This window comes from Acinetobacter populi, from assembly GCF_002174125.1.
Taxonomy (GTDB): domain Bacteria; phylum Pseudomonadota; class Gammaproteobacteria; order Pseudomonadales; family Moraxellaceae; genus Acinetobacter; species Acinetobacter populi.
Window position 1 is genome coordinate 720,347 of sequence record NZ_NEXX01000001.1, and the last position, 20,881, is coordinate 741,227.

Annotated in this window: 14 protein-coding genes; 5 read left to right on the forward strand and 9 right to left on the reverse strand. The window is 41.2% G+C overall.

What is annotated here, in order from left to right; translation table 11 throughout:
* Positions 1-62 precede the first annotated feature (62 nt).
* Positions 63-1,301 (reverse strand): urea ABC transporter substrate-binding protein, encoded by a 1,239-nt coding sequence (gene urtA / locus CAP51_RS03280; protein WP_087619312.1) that lies wholly within the window; start codon positions 1,299-1,301, stop codon positions 63-65.
* A gap of 206 nt (positions 1,302-1,507) precedes the next feature.
* On the opposite strand from urtA, the gene CAP51_RS03285 reads away from it, so the two are divergent.
* Both CAP51_RS03285 and CAP51_RS03290 read left to right on the forward strand, forming a co-directional pair.
* The gene (locus CAP51_RS03285) at positions 1,508-5,026 is read left to right on the forward strand and encodes a hybrid sensor histidine kinase/response regulator (RefSeq protein WP_087619874.1); all 3,519 of its coding nucleotides are present in this window, start codon (positions 1,508-1,510) and stop codon (positions 5,024-5,026) included.
* Positions 5,027-5,045: 19 nt separating this feature from the next.
* Complete coding sequence (locus CAP51_RS03290; RefSeq protein ID WP_087619313.1) at positions 5,046-5,978, forward strand: response regulator transcription factor; 933 nt, start codon at positions 5,046-5,048, stop codon at positions 5,976-5,978.
* 64 nt (positions 5,979-6,042) lie between these two features.
* Here CAP51_RS03290 and CAP51_RS03295 read toward each other — a convergent pair whose 3' ends face one another.
* The 7 genes from CAP51_RS03295 to CAP51_RS03325 all read right to left on the reverse strand — a co-directional run bounded on the left by CAP51_RS03295 (position 6,043) and on the right by CAP51_RS03325 (position 15,240).
* On the reverse strand, positions 6,043-6,810 hold the full coding sequence (locus tag CAP51_RS03295) for a UTRA domain-containing protein (protein WP_087619314.1): 768 nt from the start codon (positions 6,808-6,810) through the stop codon (positions 6,043-6,045).
* 187 nt (positions 6,811-6,997) lie between these two features.
* A complete protein-coding gene (locus CAP51_RS03300; protein ID WP_087619315.1) occupies positions 6,998-7,885 on the reverse strand; it encodes a DMT family transporter in 888 nt (295 codons plus the stop codon).
* A 138-nt stretch (positions 7,886-8,023) separates the two neighbouring features.
* Positions 8,024-9,247: an OprO/OprP family phosphate-selective porin gene (locus CAP51_RS03305; RefSeq protein ID WP_087619316.1), complete on the reverse strand. Its 1,224-nt coding sequence runs from the start codon at positions 9,245-9,247 to the stop codon at positions 8,024-8,026.
* A gap of 153 nt (positions 9,248-9,400) precedes the next feature.
* Positions 9,401-11,107: a putative 2-aminoethylphosphonate ABC transporter permease subunit gene (locus CAP51_RS03310; protein WP_087619317.1), complete on the reverse strand. Its 1,707-nt coding sequence runs from the start codon at positions 11,105-11,107 to the stop codon at positions 9,401-9,403.
* The gene (locus CAP51_RS03315; RefSeq protein ID WP_087619318.1) at positions 11,101-12,288 is read right to left on the reverse strand and encodes an ABC transporter ATP-binding protein; all 1,188 of its coding nucleotides are present in this window, start codon (positions 12,286-12,288) and stop codon (positions 11,101-11,103) included. Before CAP51_RS03315 ends, CAP51_RS03310 begins: the two co-directional genes overlap by 7 nt.
* 140 nt (positions 12,289-12,428) lie before the next feature.
* The gene (locus CAP51_RS03320; RefSeq protein WP_245809082.1) at positions 12,429-13,412 is read right to left on the reverse strand and encodes a putative 2-aminoethylphosphonate ABC transporter substrate-binding protein; all 984 of its coding nucleotides are present in this window, start codon (positions 13,410-13,412) and stop codon (positions 12,429-12,431) included.
* 481 nt (positions 13,413-13,893) lie between these two features.
* Positions 13,894-15,240, reverse strand: a complete 1,347-nt coding sequence (locus CAP51_RS03325) for an aspartate aminotransferase family protein (protein WP_087619320.1) — start codon at positions 15,238-15,240, stop codon at positions 13,894-13,896.
* A gap of 175 nt (positions 15,241-15,415) precedes the next feature.
* Here CAP51_RS03325 and CAP51_RS03330 point away from each other — a divergent pair, with 175 nt between their 5' ends.
* Positions 15,416-16,204, forward strand: coding sequence for a DeoR/GlpR family DNA-binding transcription regulator (locus CAP51_RS03330; protein ID WP_087619321.1), 789 nt, complete (start codon positions 15,416-15,418; stop codon positions 16,202-16,204).
* Between the two features lie 89 nt (positions 16,205-16,293).
* On the opposite strand, the gene CAP51_RS03335 is transcribed toward CAP51_RS03330, so the two are convergent.
* On the reverse strand, positions 16,294-18,354 hold the full coding sequence (locus tag CAP51_RS03335) for a choline transporter (RefSeq protein WP_087619322.1): 2,061 nt from the start codon (positions 18,352-18,354) through the stop codon (positions 16,294-16,296).
* A 418-nt stretch (positions 18,355-18,772) separates the two neighbouring features.
* Between CAP51_RS03335 and betI the strand changes: the two genes are divergently transcribed.
* The gene (gene betI, locus CAP51_RS03340) at positions 18,773-19,381 is read left to right on the forward strand and encodes a transcriptional regulator BetI (protein WP_087619875.1); all 609 of its coding nucleotides are present in this window, start codon (positions 18,773-18,775) and stop codon (positions 19,379-19,381) included.
* Positions 19,382-19,398: 17 nt separating this feature from the next.
* Positions 19,399-20,868, forward strand: coding sequence for a betaine-aldehyde dehydrogenase (betB, locus tag CAP51_RS03345; RefSeq protein WP_087619323.1), 1,470 nt, complete (start codon positions 19,399-19,401; stop codon positions 20,866-20,868).
* Positions 20,869-20,881: the final 13 nt, after the last annotated feature.

The following is a 20,881-nucleotide window of genomic DNA, read 5'->3' on the forward strand; positions in this document are numbered from 1 at the left end:
CATTAAATTTTTTAAACGAAATAGAGCATGAGGAATGTCAGACATTCCTCATCAGACAAGGATTAATAACCTTTAGGGAATGGATCTGGTTTGATCAGACCTTTGGACTCATATACCACTTTGAATTGACCTGTTGGCAACACTTGACCAATTCGGGCTTTACTCCACAAATGATGATTGGCATCGATTTTCACATAGCCTTCAGGTGCTGTTTTTAGTTCGATCCCCGGTGATGCTTTCACCACTTTATCAACATCAAAGCTACCTGCTTTTTCAACAGCAGCTTTCCATAACCAAGGACCAAGATATGCTGCCTGTGTCACATCACCGACCACCGCTTTTGGACCATACTTGGCTTTAAAGGCCTGTACAAACTTGATGTTATTTGGATTATTTAGACTTTGGAAATACTTCATTGACGAATAGAAACCAGCCATATTGGCGCCGCCAATACCGAGCAATTCATCTTCTGTCACCGAATAAGTTAATAAGGTTTGTTTGGCGCCAGTCACCCCTGCTGCATTCATTTGCTTATAGAACGATACATTGGAACCACCAACCACGGCAGCAACAATTGCATCCGGTTTTTTCAGTTTCATTTTATTGATGAGTGAACCAAACTGGGTATTGCCTAGTGGATAATATTCTTCCCCAACTACTTTACCTTTCAACACTTTTTCGATATGCGTACGGGCAATTTTCATGGTGGTCCGTGGCCAGATATAATCCGAACCGACCAGATAGAAAGTTTTGGCTTTTTTCTCGCGCGCCAGCCAGTTAAGTGATTCAAGTACCTGCTGGGTTGCTTCCTGACCGGTATAGATCACATTTTTGGATTGCTCAAGACCTTCATAAAACGTCGGATAATATAATAATGAGTTATTCCGTTCGATAATCGGTAACACCGCCTTACGTGATGCCGATGTCCAGCAACCAAAAATTGCTGCTACACGATCTTTCTCGGTTAATTTTCTGGCTTTTTCCGCAAAGGTTGGCCAGTCGGATGCACCATCTTCCTGAACAATTTTGATCTGCCGACCAAGCACACCACCTGCTTTATTGATCTGTTCAATCGCCAGACGTTCTGCCTGAATAGATCCTGTTTCACTGATGGCCATGGTGCCTGTTGATGAGTGTAATTGCCCAACATAAACAAATTTATCATCAACTTTTAACTTGGTTTTATTGACCTCGGATGTTGCTGGTGCCGCATTCCCCCATACCGATGCCATCAGGAATGGAACAGCCAGACAGCCTGCAATCAATGCTTTTTTTGCCGTAGATTTTACGTTTGTGGTCATATTCATGGTCCCCTCAAGTGTCATGCTCATTCACATTGACGTCGATCAATGTGTGCTTGTGAAGCAAGACTATTGCGAGAACCGAATTGGGTATATACGTTACATTGCGTATATCACCTGCTTGTCAGATTCAGAATTTTAAATAGAAAAGGTACGGTTATTGCTTGGCAATAATCCATCCACCGCCTGCACAATTTCTGCTGCCAATGAATAAAACTGACTCAAAAGCCCATGCCCCACAGCGTGTTATCCCGACACGCCGTGAATACAATTCATGGGTAATTGATGAAAGTATTGAAGATTATGCGCTGCGCTATGCACCAAAATCGATACGAAAATGGTCATTATGGACAGTGACCAATACCGCCATGTCATCGGTTTCGTTTCTAGCCATGGAAGCAATTGGTGCAACCATGATCTGGCAATATGGTTTTTACAATGCGTTTTATGCCCTGATTGTGGTTTCAATTTTAATTTTTCTCAGTAGCTGGCCAATTAGTTACTATGCCGCAAAATATAATGTCGATATTGATTTATTAACGCGTGGTGCCGGTTTTGGTTATATCGGTTCGACCATCACCTCGCTAATTTATGCAAGTTTTACGTTTATTTTTCTCGCCTTTGAAGCTGCAATCATGGCCATGGCCCTTGAGCTTACCCTCAATATTCCACTGGCTTTGGGTTACCTGATTTCTGCACTCATCATTATTCCAATGGTGATTCGTGGTATTGATTATATTAATAAAATCCAATCGTTTACCCAACCTATCTGGTTGTTCCTATTACTGTTACCGTGGTTTTTTATCTTCTGGAAAAATCCGGGACTAATTGAAGAAAGCCAATATTTTATTGGTGAACAGACCGATAGCCTGAGCTTTAATGTGCTGGCATTTGGGGCAGCATGCACCCTGGTATTCTCCCTGATCACTCAGGTCGGGGAACAGGTGGATTACTTGCGTTTCTTACCCGATGCCGAAAAAAACGCTAAAAAATGGTCTTTGGCAGTATTTTTGGGTGGGCCGGCATGGATCATCTTTGGCTTTATTAAAATATTTGTCGGCATGATGCTGATTGTATTGGCTTTACATTATTTTGTGCCTTTTGACGAAATTAATAATCCGACTTATCTGTACTGGATCGCCTATCAACAGGTCTTTAGCCACCCGGTCATTGCCTTGTTTTTCATGTTGATTTTTGTCTGTATTTCACAAATTAAAATCAATGTCACCAATGCCTATGCTGGTTCTCTGGCTTGGTCCAACTTTTTTGCCCGACTGACCCACAATCACCCGGGTCGCATTATCTGGCTGGTGTTTAATGTCTGTATCGCCATACTTTTAATGGAACTGGGCATTATCCATGCAGTTGAACGAGTTCTGGGATTGTATAGTAATATTGCGCTGGCTTGGATTGGTGCCATCGTTGCCGATTTAATCATTTGCAAACCGCTCGGACTTAGCCCCAAAGGCATCGAGTTTCGACGAGCATATTTATACGATATTAATCCGGTTGGTGTCGGTGCCTTATGTATTGCCTCAGTGTTATCCATTTTATGCTATCTGGATTTATTCGGGGATTATGCCAAAGCACTGGCTGGCTTTATTGCACTGGCAACATCGTTTCTGAGTGTTCCCATCATTGCCTATATCACTAAGGGTAAATATTATTTAGCACGGACTGCACCACCACCGATGTCAATTGTACAGATTGAAACCTGTGTGGTCTGTCAACATGATTATCAGTCTGCCGACATTGCCGATTGTCCTGCCTATCGCGGCAATATCTGTTCGTTATGCTGCTCGCTGGAAGCACGTTGTCACGATCTATGCAAGCCACATGGTCGCTGGTCGGCACAGCTCAATCAGATCGTTGCCACACTGCTGCCCTCCAACTGGGCTAAACGGCTAAACAGCCAGCTCGGTCTGTATATTCTGGTGACCTTTGTACTGGGCATTGTATTGGCGGTGTGTCTGAGTCTGGTCTATATTCAGGAAACCAGCTTACTTGGACCATCCAATGCAAACGAGATTAACCATATCTTCATGCTGTTTGTAAAAATATATGCCGTATTATTTTTATTGATGTGTGTTGCAGCATGGTGGTTAGTTCTAAATGATGTCAGCCGTCGCAATGCCGAGCAGGAAAGTAGCACTCAGAATCAATTGCTGATTGACGAGATTGCTGCCCATGAAATTACTGATCAGCAACTTCAGGATGCCAGAATACAGGCAGAAACTGCCAATGCCGCAAAAAGCCGTTATCTGATCGGAATCAGCCACGAACTTCGTACACCACTCAATAGTATTCTCGGCTATAGCCAGCTGATTCAAAAACAGGAACATTTGTCTAATCAGGGTGAAATGGCATTGGGCGTCATTAGTCGCAGTGGTCAACACCTAACAGCGTTAATCGATGGCTTACTCGATCTTGCCAGAATTGAAACTGGTAAAATTTCCCTGCATATGTCGGACATACAGTTTCCAAATTTTCTGCAACAGATTATAAAAATGTTTGAACCGCAATTCGAACAAAAAAATCTAAAATTTTACGCAGATATTCATGACAATATTCCGAACTATGTGCGTATAGATCAAAAACGTCTGGAACAAATTTTAATTAACTTACTGGGAAATGCACTCAAATTTACCAGTAAGGGTTGGGTTCGCTTCAAAGTGGAATATCGTTTTCAAACTGCGTATTTTGAAATTGCAGATAGTGGCTGTGGAATTGCAGAGCAGGACATTGGACGTATTTTTGATCCATTTGAACGCGGCAGCAATGTCATGCAAAGCAGCTTCACCGGCACAGGACTGGGTTTGCCGATTGTCAAACTCTTAACCGAACTACTGGGCGGCCAGTTAAATGTTCAAAGCCAGTTAAATCAAGGAACTATCTTTAAAATCAAACTCTATCTGCCATCTAAAGATCTGATCCATCCGATTGCCAATCTGCATAGTAATCATATTGTCGGCTATCTGGGTGAGCGCAGAAAAATTCTGGTGGTGGATAATGAAGCTGTTGATCGTGGTTTGGTGACCAATTTTCTTAAACCTTTGGGCTTTGCCGTCGAAGAAGCCGAATCAGGACTACACTGCTTACGTCTGGTACCGGAATTTCTGCCAGACCTGATTCTCATGGATCTGACCATGCCCACGCTAGATGGCTGGGAAACAGCACGAATTCTACGTCGTAATCAAATGACCAATGTCCCTATTTTGATTATTTCCGCCGATGCCAATGAACGCACCACCAATCCACAAACCGAAATTTTAAATGAAGATTTTCTAGTGAAACCTGTCGACCTTAATCTTTTGTTAAATAAGATCGGAGACAAACTGGATATACAATGGATTGATGCAGCATCTCAACCATCAGAAGCATTAGACTTGGCAGAAGCACAGCAGGATTCAACCCATTCTGTACAGCGTGATCACAATGTCAGACCAGATTCACAAAACCTGAGTCCACAGCAATCAGGCAAAGAACATATGTTGATTCCGCCAATCTCTGCGATGGAAATGCCAGATAGCGTCAGTGATGCCATCAACATGCTCAATGTGCTTGCCAATCAAGGCTATATTCGTGGGTTAAAACAGCTTTTAAGCTATTGCCATCAACATTTCCCTCACGATCAAGCCCTTTGGGATAATCTTTTGCAACATATCGCCAGATATGATTTGAAATCAGTTAAACAGGATTTAAACGAATTTCAGTTGAAACACTGAGGAACAAAGTGAGCTTAACATGAAGAGTCCAGAACAACCTGTCATTTTAATTGTCGACGATGTACCGGAAAATCTGGGAATATTACATGAAAGTCTGGATGAAGCGGGTTATACCGTACTGGTCACACTCGATGGGATTACCGCCATTGAAATTGCCCATCAATATCATCCAGACATTATCCTGATGGATGGCAATATGCCCAATCTGGATGGTTTTGAATGCTGTATCCAGCTAAAAGCCAGTCCCCTGACCCAGAATATTCCGATTATTTTTATGACCGGCCTATCCGAAACCGAACATATTGTACGTGGCTTTCAATCCGGCGGCGTGGATTATGTCACCAAGCCGTTAAATATTGCCGAAGTCCTAGTTCGTGTACAAACCCACCTGAATAATGCCACCCTGCTCAAACAGCAACAGCAGGTCATTGATGCAACTGAAATCGCGATTCTAGCACTTGATCACGCAGGACATATTACATGGAAGACGGCTAAAGCCCAGCATTTGATCAATGAGCATTTAATCGATATGGACAGTTTTGAACAAGGCTTAAAAAAATGGGTTGCCGATATACAGCACAACGAAGTCGAAAAAAGTTTGCTGCATTGTCGCTACTCCACCGCTAGCCAACAGTTTCAACTGATCATGCTCAGTCCTCAACAGGATTTGCCGACTCAAAACTATCTGGTGCAATTGAAACCAATTCAACAGGCCCCTGCGACAACCGAAATTCTCAAACATTGCACTCAACTTACCCCACGTGAAGCGGAGGTCATGCACTGGCTTATTCTAGGTAAAACCAACAAGGACATTGCCGATATTCTGGAGTTAAGCCCAAGAACCATTAATAAACATCTTGAGCATGTGTTTGAAAAACTGTGTGTAGAAACTCGTACGGCGGCAGTTTCTTATGTGGTTAATCGCTGTATGGCAAGCCCAACCACAGCTTAAACAATGATTTATGTTGATTAACTATACTTAGACAGAAAAGAGCCCACCTTAATAACATAAAGATTTAAGATTGAGGAAATACATGTTTTTGTAATGCACTATCATCTTTGGTGGCTTCTAGAGTCACTTCTAATGCATCGTGAATCCAGTATTCCTGATCTACATTGGTCACTTGTCCTTGTATATTAAAACTACTACGACAAATATATAAACCCAATGTCCCCGATGCCACCAAAAGATGCCGAGCCTGTATTGTGGTCAGTGAAGCAGGATGTAAATTGATTGATACTCGAACCAGTTCGGTATCGTAATTTTTATACATGATTTCGGTCAAGGAATGCGTTAGATCTTTGTCCAAAAATGCTGGAAACAATGCTGCATTAACCCGTACATGCTCCAGAAAAACAGGGCGACCATCGATAAAACGTCGACGCCAGATTGAATACACAGGTGCACCCACCGGAATACCTAGTCTTTTGGCAGCCCATTCCGAAGCCTCTACCAAATCAGCCGAGATTAATTCACTTTTTGGTGTTCTTCCCTGTGCAGTGACATATTGAATAAAACTTTCGGTACTACGGGGATTATAAATAATCCGTGATGGGGTAATAAACCAACCTCTACGATCTTGCCGATAAATCAGTCCTTCAGTTTCAAGAGCAAGTAAAGCCTCCCGAATCATAACTCTGGTCACATTGAATTGTTCCGACATTTCTCGCTCAGATGGCAGTTTGTCACCTGATTTGAATACACCCTGTTCAATTTGAGCGGCCAAATGATCTCTCATCATTAAGTACTGAGGCGTTTTTACACTGGTCAATTTTGTACTCATCACCTTAATAATCACCGTATGGAAAGAAAAACCTATTCTTTCTATTCCTACGCCAGATTAAATCTTCCATTTATGACATCGTATCGTACACAGTCCGGCAAATACACAGGACCGATCTCTATCAGCATATTAGCAGAAATAAATCATATATTATGACTTGAGATAAAAATTCAGTAGGAGGTGCTTATTAGACCACAACCAGTATCAAACCCAGCAACACGATTAGGTTGGCAATTGCAATTCTTGGCGTCAACGGTTCTTTTAGAAAAACTACACCAAATAATACGCCAATAGGAATACTCAACTGGCGAAAAGCCACTGCATAACTGACATTCGTGACAAACATATAACTAAACAAAACCAGTGTATAGGTGATGGCCATGACCAGCCCAGCCCATATGGCAGTATTTCTGTACAGCCTGAATGTGGTGATTAATTTTTGTCGTTCACTTCTTTTAAGCAGAATCATGGCTAAAAAGGGAATCGTTGCAATTCCCTGACACGCTGCATAAAACAATGCTATCTGTAATTTTGGGATATCCGGTAAATATTCACCTGCCAATTGTAGTGCTTGATAATCAATCATAGAATACGCCATGGTACCCAAAGCTGCCAAGAGTGCAAAAGCGATCATATAACCTTTATGTCGTGATCCCTGATCAAATCTCAGTAATCCCAACATTCCAATCACCACACATACCACACCAAGCAATGCAGATATACTCATGGTTTGATGAAAAATTAAAAAACTACCTATCGGCACCAATAGCACAGGTAAAGCCCTTGCCAAAGGATAACTCAACCCGAGTGAGCAAAAACGGTAAGCACCTGCCAGCCCCATAAAATAAAATGTTTCCGCAATCCCTGCAAAAAAGACCAAAATCCAGAATGAAGCAGGTAATACATCAAACCAGTGTCTGCCAAATGCCAGTAAAGGAACATAAAATACGCATGAGGCCACAACTGCAATTAAATAAAAAGAAAGTCCGGCTTCCGCACCTTTTTTACCAAATAAATTCCACGAGGCATGGGCAATGGTCGATAAACATAATAATAGAATTGCAAATCCGGACATATTTAACCTGTTATTGAAGACACATTGCTTTTTAAATGTATAGCGATCATCTATTTTCCCGAGATACAAGACAACATCCGAGATGGTCTTGAACCGTTATCCGTATCTCAGCAAAAATGTTCAAGATGATGCATGCCCTTAAAAATTATATTGAACACGCATGGATGCAGAATTCCCAGAATCATCACGACTAGCTTCTGCCACTTGCTTGGTCTGAATATTCTGTAAATTTAACATTAACTTGACATTTTTATTGGCATACCAGTTTACGCCCAGTAAATAAACATCTGCTTTTTTACTGTCGTACTGATCAACATCCACGTGTTCATAACGTCCGACAAGCTCCCATGCACCTGTTTTATGACTCGGTGTAATATTGGAAAACTTACCAGATTTGGCACTATAGCCTCTCGATTCACCTGTAAGCGTATAAGTCCCCATCAGATAATAGGACTGAATATCGGCATCTTCACTACTGTCATCCACCGCTTTCAGTTTGCGTTTCAAATATTCTGACTGCACTGAAAACGGACCATTCATATAAGCAAATTCCAGTACACCAGAACGATCACTGTCAAAAGTTCCTGTGGCAAATTTAATCCCGTCAGATTTTTTCGCCCCCAATGTACTTTTGGCGGTAAATGTCCCTTGATCAATATTGGCATCATCCAGAGAAAGTCCGAGATGCAAGACTTCTTTTTTACTTAAAATAGGCGCATAAGTAATCCGTCCATCATAACCATAACGGGTACTTTGGGAGTTCACCGAAGTATTGCCATTATCATATAATGACACCGCCCAGCTCATCTTGTCATAGCCTTTACTCAATTGTAACTGCTGACTGGATTCGGTATTGCCAGCATTGGTTAAATCCCAGATTGCTGCACGCTCAATGGTAGAAGTTGCACCCGAACTGATTGATTGCTCCAACCCAAAAGGTCTGACCGCACGCCCAATCATGACATCAAACCAAGGTAACCCTTTATATTGCAAAAAGAATGTATCCCATTCTAGTTGACTCTCACTGCCCAGATCCCCATAACCATTGACAATCATTTCATAATACCAGTCTTTGAAGGCTGTCCCGGTAATGCCAAAATAGCCACGACGCAAATAACTATCTACCCGGCTCTTATCATCGGTTGCATTATTTAATACGCCAGAAGAATACGAGGTATCCAAATTAATCCGTCCCGTCAGACTGATAGAAAACTGATCATCTGCGGTTCTTGCGCTAAAACCGCCATCAGTTTTGATGATGATATCCTGCCCTTCTGTGGTCACTACACCGGCATGTGTATGCGTGTAAAAACCGAATAAAAGTGGAACAAACGCCAATGTGTGAAAGTAGGTTGTCTTCATTTCATAATCCCCATAACATTGATTTAAAATAGATTTAAATTTACTTTGGCTTTTTTAAAGACAAAGTGTCCCGATATGATTGTTACCAATCATTTTTCAGTGTTGCGTGAAGTGGAATATTTGCGCCAAGCCAGGTGGCGCATGGTTCAGGATTTACTGATTAAATTGTCGCCAAGCCTGTGTCCGTTGTAACAATGCTCGGGTGCATAACCAGTGCACTAGTTTGATGATCATGGATGAAATTAACACCAGTGATCCCATTGCAGCAGCAGCAGCCGTATCACCTGCATCATCCATATTCAGAATAGATACCGAGGCCAGTATAGTATCTGGTGTATATAAAAATATTGCTGCGGACACGGTGGTCATTGCCGTCACGAAAAGATAAACCGAAATATCAAATATGGCTGGCAGACAGACCGGGATATACACTTTCCATAATGTTTTGGGTAAGGACACGCCCAAACTGCGTGCGGCATTATCCAGTTGTATAGGAAGCTGTTTAATAGCCGCCACAGCAGTTAAATGGGGTACGGTGTAATAATGAATAATCGTTGATAAAATCAAGATATACATGGTGCCATACAGGAAACTTAAGGGATTGGCACGATCATTAAAGAAGAAGATATAAGCAAGCCCTAATACCAGCCCCGGAATTGCCATCGGTAACAATGCAAAGCCCTGAATGGTATTTTTCAAAAACTCATATCCTCTTAGTCTTTGACTGGTAAAAGCCGCCAAGAAAATAAATAGAGTACCGAAAATGGACACAGCAAAAGCCAGTTTCAGAGAGTTAAAATAGGAATTCCAACCACCATCCACATATTCAAAATTATAATGTGAAAGTCCCAGTGTCATGTCATAAGGCCAATACTGGACAAAAGAAGCAAAAATCGCAGTACCAGTGACCAACAGCATAAAACCAGCAATCAAAGCACAAAACACAAATAATGCAATGGTCAGACCTTTATTCTTGCCACTAAGATAGGGACGAATATCCTGATGCTGCATTCTGCTTTGCGATTTTTTCTGTAAGCGATCAATGGTAAAAGAAATTACGGCAGGAATAACCAGCAGTAATGACACCACTGCCCCCATGCTAAAGTTTTGCTGACCAATAATCTGTTTATAGACATCCAGTGCCATCATGTTATAGGAACCACCTATCACTTTTGGAATCCCAAAATCTGTCATCACATTGGTAAAGGCAATCAGCACCGTACTGACCAGTCCAATTCTCAAAGATGGCAACATGACAAAGTAGAATGTTTTTAGCGGACTTGCACCCAGACTGCGACTGGCTTCAAATAACCGTGCATCAAGTCCCCGAAAGGCAGAAATCATGATCATCAATGCTGCCGGAAATAGCCAGAAGCAATATCCCATGACAATCCCCAATGGCCCATAAATTTCCAGATCACCAAGTAATGCTTTTAAAATGCCCTGATTACCAAACAAATAAACCAGAGAAATTGCAGGTAATAAAGACGGTGCCAAAATCGGTAATAAAGCGACCACTTTAAAAAAACCTTTCAATGGAATACGGCTGCTGGTAAGTGCAAAGGCATACAAACTTGCCGTAACCAAAGTAATACTGGTTGCAATAACTGCAATAAATAGAGAATTAAAAATCGAACTGGTTAAAGTCGAATCGGAAAAATACGCCACATAATTGGCCAATCCAACATACAACCCATCTCGATCAAAAAAAGACTTATAAATAATTACACCAAGCGGCATGACCACCAGAATAAACAATATTGCACACTGTAAAAGCAAAACTGCATTGTTCGGCGTAAGCTGGTATCTTTCCCAGAATGGATGGCTGGATTCATCCGGGAGGACAGGCTGTTTTAGCATAATGCACCTCCATCTGTTTCAAAAACATGTAGTCGATCATGATCAATCGTGATACATACCTGTTGATCCAGAGCGAATTTTTTACTCAGATGATGATCAATATCAATTTGCAGATATGGCTGCTGTTCTTCGTCCTGTGGAGTCTCCGCCTGATCCAGAGCAAGATGTAATCGTGCCTTTGCACCTAAAAACTCATGCGCCTTAATAAATGCAGAGATATACAATTTATGCTCAAGCATACTGTCATTGACATCAACCAATTGTGCATCTTCAGGTCTAAAGCCAATCTCTACTGGTGTATTACTAATAAACTGTTTCTTTAAAATGATACTAATCTGTTGCTGATCACCGACTTCAAGGAGATGATTGGCCTTAATTTTTGCAGGCAATAGATTCATATGCCCGATAAAGGTTGCAACAAATTTTGTTGCTGGATGCTTATAAATATTTTCGGGCGTATCCACCTGCTCAATCACACCATGATTCATCACCACAATACGATCGGCCAGTGTCAGTGCCTCTTCCTGATCGTGAGTGACCAAAATAGTCGGAATATGCAAACGCTGTTGTAATGTTCTGATTTCCTGACGTAAATGTAGACGGACTCTGGCATCCAGTGCAGATAAAGGTTCATCCAATAATAAAATATCAGGTTCAGAAGCAATGGCACGTGCTAAGGCTACCCGTTGTTGTTGTCCACCAGAAAGCTGTAAGGGATATTTTTTCTCGGAACCCGATAGCCCAATCATTTCCAACAACTGTGTCACCCGCTCCTGTTTACGGATATTGGACCAATATGCGCCCTGCAAACCATAGGTAATATTGTCAGCAATCGTTAGATTGGGAAACAGTGCATAGTTTTGGAAAACAATACCACAGCGTCTTTTTTCGGCCTTTAACTGACTGATATCTTCTCCATTTTTAATCAGTTGACCTTGTTCGATTTCATCCAGACCTGCAATCAAGCGTAATAATGTGGTTTTTCCACAACCCGAAGGTCCAAGAAAGCATAACAACTCATTCTGCCCAAGGCTCAGATCGATATGCTGTAGTGCCACGAAATCTTTATACTGTTTGCGAATACCAATCATCTCAAGTGCCGACTGTCCGCTTTTGTTTTTGTTCTCTGCACTCCCATCTAAATTTTGGGGCGTAGATTGTTTCCGGGATAATGTATTCATACGGATACCTCTTTGAGTCAACTATTTAATGCACACAATTAAATAGACTCAAAATCAACAAGTATTATCTAGATTGTTGTGTCACTCACCTAAGACACCCAAGCAATCTTCCTATCTCAACGCTGCATTAGATCTGAATATTATTTCGGCTCATTCTTGGCTGAATAACGAGAATTCCATTGTTTCAGGATACGGTCTCTATTGGTTGCAGCCCATGCAAAATCATTCTTAATCATTAATGCATTGACATTTGATGGTCTGAACTTAACTGGTTTTGCAACTCCCGGATAAGCAACAACCGCAGACTGTGTCGCAGCCAAAACATTGGCATCTTTACTCACCGCCCAATTCATGAATTTTTGTGCATCAGTTAAGTTTTTGGTCCCTTTCACAATTGCTGCGGCTTCCATATCCCAACCCAAACCTTCTTTTGGAAAGACCAGATCAATCGGTGCGCCTTTTTGTTTTAATAGTGCTGTACGATAGCCAAAAGAAACGCCAATCACGGCTTCTCCTTGTGCAACCATTTTGCAGGGTTTTGAACCCGAATGAATATATTGTTTGACATTCTTATTCAAGGCATCCATATAGGCCCAGCCTTTTTGCTCACCCATCATTTGCAACCACGAAGAAACATTTAAATAGCCAGTACCACTAGATTCCGGATTCGGCATCACAATCAACCCCTTATAAATTGGCTTAGTCAGATCCTGCCAAGTTTGCGGTAAGGGCAATTTACGTTTTTTCAGCTCAATACTATTAACACAAAGTGCAGCTTCATAAGCCGATAATCCAATCCATGTCGGTACTTTTTTATCACTGACAAAACGTTTATCCAGCTTCTGAACTCCCACAGGTGCATAAGGCATTAACATATTCTGTCTATCCAGTGCCATTAGACTGGTCAATGCCAATCCTGCCACCACATCTGCCTTGGGATTATTTTTTTCTGCTAGAAGTTTGGCAGTAATGACGCCAGTGGAATCACGAACCCATTTCACTGTGACATCGGGATAAGCCTTTTTAAAACTTGCGGTATAACTGGGTAACTGATCTGCCTCTAAAGAGGTATAAACCGTTATTACTCCAGCATTTGCTGTACCGAATACCATCAATCCACTCATTGCTAAAATACATTTAGCTTGATCTTTCAGTGATCGTTTCATCTTTATACCTCTTTAAATAGGAAGTTTCATAATTCAATCTGGTTTATACCAGTTTATCTATAAAAGCAATTTCAATGCCAAAATTTAAACAAATACTCCTTATACTTTTTATCTTGCTGATTTTTATAACATTCATTTTTTATAATTTAGTTTAGGCGTTCAAATATCTAAAAATCTAAAATAAAAATCTAAAAATTGCTTAAATAAAATCAAAACACATGATTATAAGTGAACCAAAAATGACCATTAAATATATCATTGCACAATAATAAAACACCAAGAAATAAAATAAATAAATTATTAAATATCAATATGATATATAAATATACATTAAATTAATTTTTATATTTTTTTAAAACACAAAAATCCACAACACCAATAATATATATTGATATTGCGGATACATTATTATTATTAAATTAATTAACAATATTAATCATTATGATCTTTTTAACTTTAATAAAGATTGATCCAATGCATTAACCAGCCAATCAATATCCTGTACTTGAAATGCCAGTGGTGGTCGCAGTTTTAAAACATTCCCGTAAGGACCTGCAACAGAAGTCAGTACCCGATGCGTATTACGCAACTCTTCAATTAAATCCAGAGCCAATGCTTTATCCGGTGTTTTACTTTGGCGATCTTTGACCAATTCAAAACCAATAAATAACCCTGCCCCACGCACATCGCCAACACATTCATGTCGTTCCATCAGTTTTGTCAGTTCAGCTTGTAATAATGCGCCCACCTGTTGACTATGAGCCTGTAATTGTTCTTCCTGAATCACCTTCAAAACCGCCTGAGCTGCCGCCATCGACACCGGATTACCACCGAAAGTATTAAAATAAGGAATTTGATCACTAAAAGCAGATAACACATCGCTTTTTGCCAATAAACCAGACACAGGAATACCATTGCCCATCGGTTTACCTGTGGTAATGATATCCGGTACCACACCGTGCCGGGCAAAACCCCAAAATGCATCACCAGTACGGGCAAAACCTGGCTGAACCTCATCTGCAATAAAAATTCCGCCATTGGCATGGACAACATCGACGGCTTTTTGTAAAAAGCCTACTGGGTTTGGCATCACGCCATCGGATGAAAAAATAGAGTCTGCTAAAAATCCAGCAAATTTAATTCCATGTGCGTTCATATCATCAATTTGCTGTTGGATTTGATTGGCAAACCATTCGCCTAAATCAGCTGTATCCACACGATAAGCATCTGGTGCTGGTACCAAACGAGTGGTGTCAGCCAATGTCTGACCGGAACCTAGTGCAGGCGAACAACCAGAGGTTAATGCACTTGTGCCATGATAGGCTTCCTGTGAAACAATAATGCCTGTACCACCGCTATAAGACTGTGCTACACGAATCGCTAGATCGTTGGCTTCTGAACCAGTACACATATACATGGCACGATCAACCTCGGTCGGGACAGTAGTCAAAAGCTGCTCGGTGTAATCCAGAATACCTTCATGCAGATAGCGTGTGTGTGTGTTCAACATCTTCATCTGTTGATTCACAGCCTCAATCACTGCTGGATGACAATGTCCAATACTTGCCACATTATTATAGGCATCGAGATATTGATTCCCTGCCGCGTCCCATAAATATTGCCCTTCACCACGAACCAGATGCACAGGGTTGCGATAAAACAAACGGTACGAACCACCCAAAATTTTACTTCGTTTATCCGTAAGTTGGCGAGTTTCGGCATCTAATGCATTGGCATGTTCAGCACGAAAACTATTGGTATCCATAATAGTGGAACGTGTAACCATATGACCCTCTCTAAGCGATGAAATGACAAATGTGGATAAGCTAGAAATAGATTATGCCTATTTTTATTAAAATGCAAGAAAATACACAAATACATTTTTATACACATAAGCCTTATTCTTTGCTACATTAATGGTTACAATCTAACGATGCTTTTCTTTATGGAATCTTGCGCTGATGCTGCAACAAGAACGCTTACATCGAATTCGGGCTTTATTGAGTAATTTTAAAAATATTTCCACTGAACGCATCATGAAAGAATTAAATATCTCACGAGAAACTGCACGTCGAGATATTATTGAACTCGAAGCCATGGGAGAAGGAAAACGTGTGCATGGTGGCATCGTTGCCATTGAACCGATTAATCAAGAAGCCCCGCTAACACAACGTTATCAACATATGGCAAAAGAAAAACGCAGTATCGTGCGTAAAGCTGTTGAACTATTAAAACCAGGGCAAAGTATTTTTATTGATGCAGGTTCAACCACATCAATGTTGGCTGAAGAATTACGCACCATGTCCGGTTTAACCATTATCACCAACAGTATTCAGGCTGTGATGAATTTGACACTGGCCGATGAAAATGAAAGCCCACAACATGAAATTATTTTAATTGGCGGCCGGATTTTCAATCGCCCACAAACTCAAGGGGATTTTACCATTGCAGAAATTCAAAAATTTACTGTGGACATCGCCCTCCTATCACCCGTTGGTTTGAGTGCAAATTTTGGTGCGAGCAGTTTTTATAGTGAGGAAGCACTGATTGCACAAAGCATGTCTAGGCGAGCAAAACAAACTTTCATTCTGGCCGATAGCAGTAAAATTGGGGTAAGCAGCAGAATTTGCTATGCAAGCTGTCAAGAGATCAATACCATCATTAGCAATGACGATATCGAAAAACACCCGGAATTTGAATCCATTCGATTAAAAAACAAGAATATAGAAATTCACTTATGTCATAAATAAACCACTATTTTTATGATCGAATCTTTATCCAGTAATGTTTTTCGTAACGATTAAAAAGAGGCGAATTATCGCCTCTTTTTTAACTGATGTTAATCCTCTGGATCTGGAAATAGCGGACGATTCCCAGGACCAATACGATTCATATGCAGGAATGACATATGACGCTCATATTTATCCAGAATGTCATTAATCACCTGCTCTTTGGTATACCCTACCAAATCATTATCTTGTGAACCTTCATATAAGAATGTTTCTAAACGATAATAAAAATGTTTGCCGGATTTACCACGTTCACTAAACTGTGGTGCAGTATAACGCACGGGCCAAATCTGATAGACAAAATTATAATCCTCTTCCAAATAAATTGTTAAATCAAGATGATAAAGGGCATCATTTTCTTTCAGTGGTGTCGTTGTCACATCAACCTGCATGCCCTGTTTAATCAGTTCTTCGGCAACAGTCTTAACGGCAGGCTGGCAAACACCATCTAACATCTGGAGCGTCTCGGTTGTACCGGGATGCTGCATCACTCGGGATAAACGCTGTTTCCAGTTCAGAATATCCACATTACCAACGACAGGTGCAGCGTTCAGACTTCGACTGGCTTTACGATAATCCTCGAGGCGCAAGGATTTATATAAACCGACCATAACCAACAACATCACAAAACTAAACGGCAGTCCCATAATCACCGTTGCACTTTGTAAAGCAGTGATTCCATTTGCCATCAACATTGCAAGGGTTAGCACTCCAATTGCAATTGCCCAGAACACACGCAGCCAGCGCGGTGCATCATTATCAATACTCGAAAATTTTGTCGTAAAATTTCCTAGCACCAACGCACCTGAGTCAGCAGAAGTCACATAAAATAATAAGCCAGTAATTGTGGCAACACCCGCAATAAAGGCAAAACCGGGATATTGTGCCAACAGATCATAAAAACCATGCGCAGGATTGATCAGTACAGTTTCCGCAAGTGCAGTATTACCATCAAAGATCACATTATATAATGCACTACTACCAAAGATGGACAGCCATGTCATGGTAAATAATAAGGGAATAATCAAGGTACCACAGACAAATTCACGAATGGTACGCCCGCGAGAAATTCTCGCCAAGAATAAGCCAACAAACGGTGACCAAGCCACCCACCATGCCCAGAAAAAGATGGTCCAGCTATTCATCCAGTCTTTGGGCTGTTCAAAGGCAAAACTTTCCAATGCCAAACTCGGAAAACGCGTAATATAATCGCCAAAGTTCTGTACCAAGGCATTGAGTAAAAACTCGGTATTGCCAACTGCCAATACAAATAACATCAGGCCAATTGCCACATAAACATTGACTTCAGATAAAATGCGAATGCCTTTGTTGACGCCGGTTGTTACAGAAATAATGGTGACGATCACAGCGACAATAATTAATGTCGTTTGTACCCATAAGTTTTCCGGCAAATCGAATAACACATGTAAACCGTAGTTTAACTGTACCACTGCAATACCGCAGGTGGTCGCGATCCCGAAAATTGTACCAATCACCGCAGCGGTATCTACACTATCACCAATTGACCCATCAATTTTTTTACCAAAAATTGGATACAAGGCAGAACGGATGGTCAAAGGTAAATTATACCGGTAACTAAAATAGCCCAATGCCATGCCAACCAGAGCATACATGCCCCATCCCGTTAAACCATAATGAAATAAGGTCCACACCATGCTTAGTCGCGCGGCTTCAAAGGTTTGTCCTTCGCCAACGGGTGGATTCATATAATGGGATAATGGTTCTGCCACAGAAAAGAACATCAAGTCTGTTCCGATCCCGGCAGCAAATAGCATCGCAGACCAACTGAGCAGGCTAAACTCTGGTTTGGAATGTTTTGGGCCCAGTTTTATATCGCCATAGCGTGAGCAGGCAACAACAATCACAAAAATTAAATAGAGCGTTGCGGCAAGTAAGTAGTACCAGCTAAACGTGGAACTAACCCAAGCCAGCACAGTATTTAATACATGATTGGCAAAATCATTAAAGAAAATCGTGGTAAATGAAAATATTAAAATAATGAGCGCTGAAACATAAAAGACCACACGATTTAAATGATCTTTTGTTTGAATGGATGAATTATCAACTGCTCTTGGATTATCTGTCACCATACAATCCTCAAGTGAATTTAAAAAAATATGTTCTCTTGCCTGACAGCATCGTACTGCCATGACAAACATCACATATGAAAAACAATGTCATAAAAGATTAGAAATGAAACCTGCTGATCAAAATCAGGTTTGAACCCTGTTCCCTTTGCAGTGTTGTTGACTTAGTACCAACAACGTCTCTGGCAAAAAATAAACATCTCCTCAGTAAAATGGACCATCTTGATCATTAGATCAACACTTTAATAGCTGTGTCCGATCACTTTTACAAGACTCATATAAAAACCCTGTTGTAACAAGCATAACCTTTATTGATTGAACATTCAATCAATAAAGGTTATATTAATATGAATCGCGACTTGTGCTGTTTTTTAAATATTTTATTATCGGTTTAAATTTTAGTGAGTTATGGCATACAAGCATGAAAAAACGCATCGTTAAACCCGAACATGAACGTCGTGAAGAAATTATCAATGCAGCGTTTGCAGTGATTTATGAGGTTGGACTATCTCATACCACGATTGCTCAAATTGCTAAAAAAGCTGAAGTCTCTACCGGCATCGTGAGTCATTATTTTGGTGACAAGCAAGGACTGATGACGACATGTATGCGAGAAATGCTGAAAAGACTGTACCAAATTACTCAGCAGTACAAAGCGGAAGTCAATGATCCACAGCCGGAACACTATCTTAAGGCGATTGTGAATGCCAATTTTGACTTAAGTCAGGTGAATAAGATGGCGATGCGAGTTTGGCTAGATTTTTGGTCTGCCAGTATGCATACCCCTGAACTTGCGCGTTTACAACGGGTCAATGATCGACGCCTGTATTCAAATCTAAAATTTCAGTTTCTTAAACTATTACCAGATGATCAGGCAGATACCGCCGCAAGCGGCCTTGCGGCTTTAATTGATGGTCTATGGCTGCGTGGCGGTTTAAATCAGTATGATCGATTTGATCGTCAATCCGCCAGACATATTGCTTACGATTATTTAGAAATACAGTTGCAACGCGCCAAACTTAATGAATAAACAAGAGGAGAAACCATATGAATGATGTGCATATTCATCCATTGTATATCCATGGCCAATACACCCCTGCCAGCAGTGGTATAAGTTTTGATAGTATTAATCCCGCCAATGGTAAAGTGATTGCCAGCATTCAACAGGCTTCTCAACAAGATATTGAAAAAGCGGTACACAGTGCCAAACAAGGACAAAAAGTCTGGGCTGCGATGACCGCAATGGAGCGTTCTCGTATTTTACGTCGTGCAGTAGATATTTTGCGTGAACGGAATGATGAACTGGCCCAACTGGAAACACTTGATACTGGTAAGGCATATAGCGAAACCTCAACCGTTGATATTGTCACAGGTGCAGATGTACTGGAATACTATGCAGGCCTTGCTACCGCGATTCAGGGCGAACAAGTGCCACTCCGCGACTCTAGCTTTTTCTATACTCGTCGTGAACCTTTAGGTGTGGTTGCGGGCATTGGCGCATGGAATTATCCGATTCAAATTGCACTATGGAAATCTGCGCCGGCCCTTGCCGCTGGTAATGCCATGATTTTCAAGCCCAGTGAAGTCACACCGCTTACCGCGTTTAAACTGGCAGAAATCTATACCGAAGCAGGCTTACCCAATGGTGTATTTAATGTAGTACAAGGTGCAGGTCGTGACATTGGCCAATGGCTCACAGAACATCCCGGTATTGAAAAAATCTCATTTACTGGTGGTGTAGAAACGGGCAAAAAAGTCATGGCAAGTGCCGCAGGTTCCACCCTCAAAGAGGTCACCATGGAATTGGGCGGTAAATCCCCACTGATTATTTGTGATGATGCTGATCTCAATAAGGCGGCTGATATTGCGATGATGGCGAACTTCTTTAGTTCAGGTCAAGTCTGCACCAATGGCACACGTGTCTTTGTGCCTAAAACACTTTTAGCTGATTTTGAAGTGGCCGTAGTCGAACGTGTAAAACGCATTCGCATGGGCGATCCTATGGACAATCAAACCAATTTTGGCCCACTGATCAGTTTTCCGCATATGGAAAAAGTATTGTCTTACATCAATTCTGGCAAACAACAAGGCGCAAAACTTCTTATTGGTGGGGAACGTGCAACAGGCGAATTGGCACAAGGTGCCTATGTACAGCCGACAGTGTTTACAGACTGTAGCGATGATATGCGAATTGTGCAGGAGGAAATTTTTGGCCCTGTGATGAGTATTCTCAGCTACGAGACTGAAGAAGAAGTGATTCGACGTGCCAATAATACACCTTTTGGTTTAGCCGCAGGTGTGGTCAGCCCAGACATTAATAAAGCACATCGTATTATTCATCAGATTGAGGCCGGTATTTGCTGGATCAACACATGGGGCGAATCCCCAGCCGAAATGCCAGTCGGTGGCTATAAGCAATCCGGCGTTGGCCGTGAAAATGGTATCAGCACCTTGGCACATTACACCCGCGTTAAATCCATTCAAGTTGAGCTTGGCGATTACCACAGTATTTTCTAAGTATTTCCCCTCC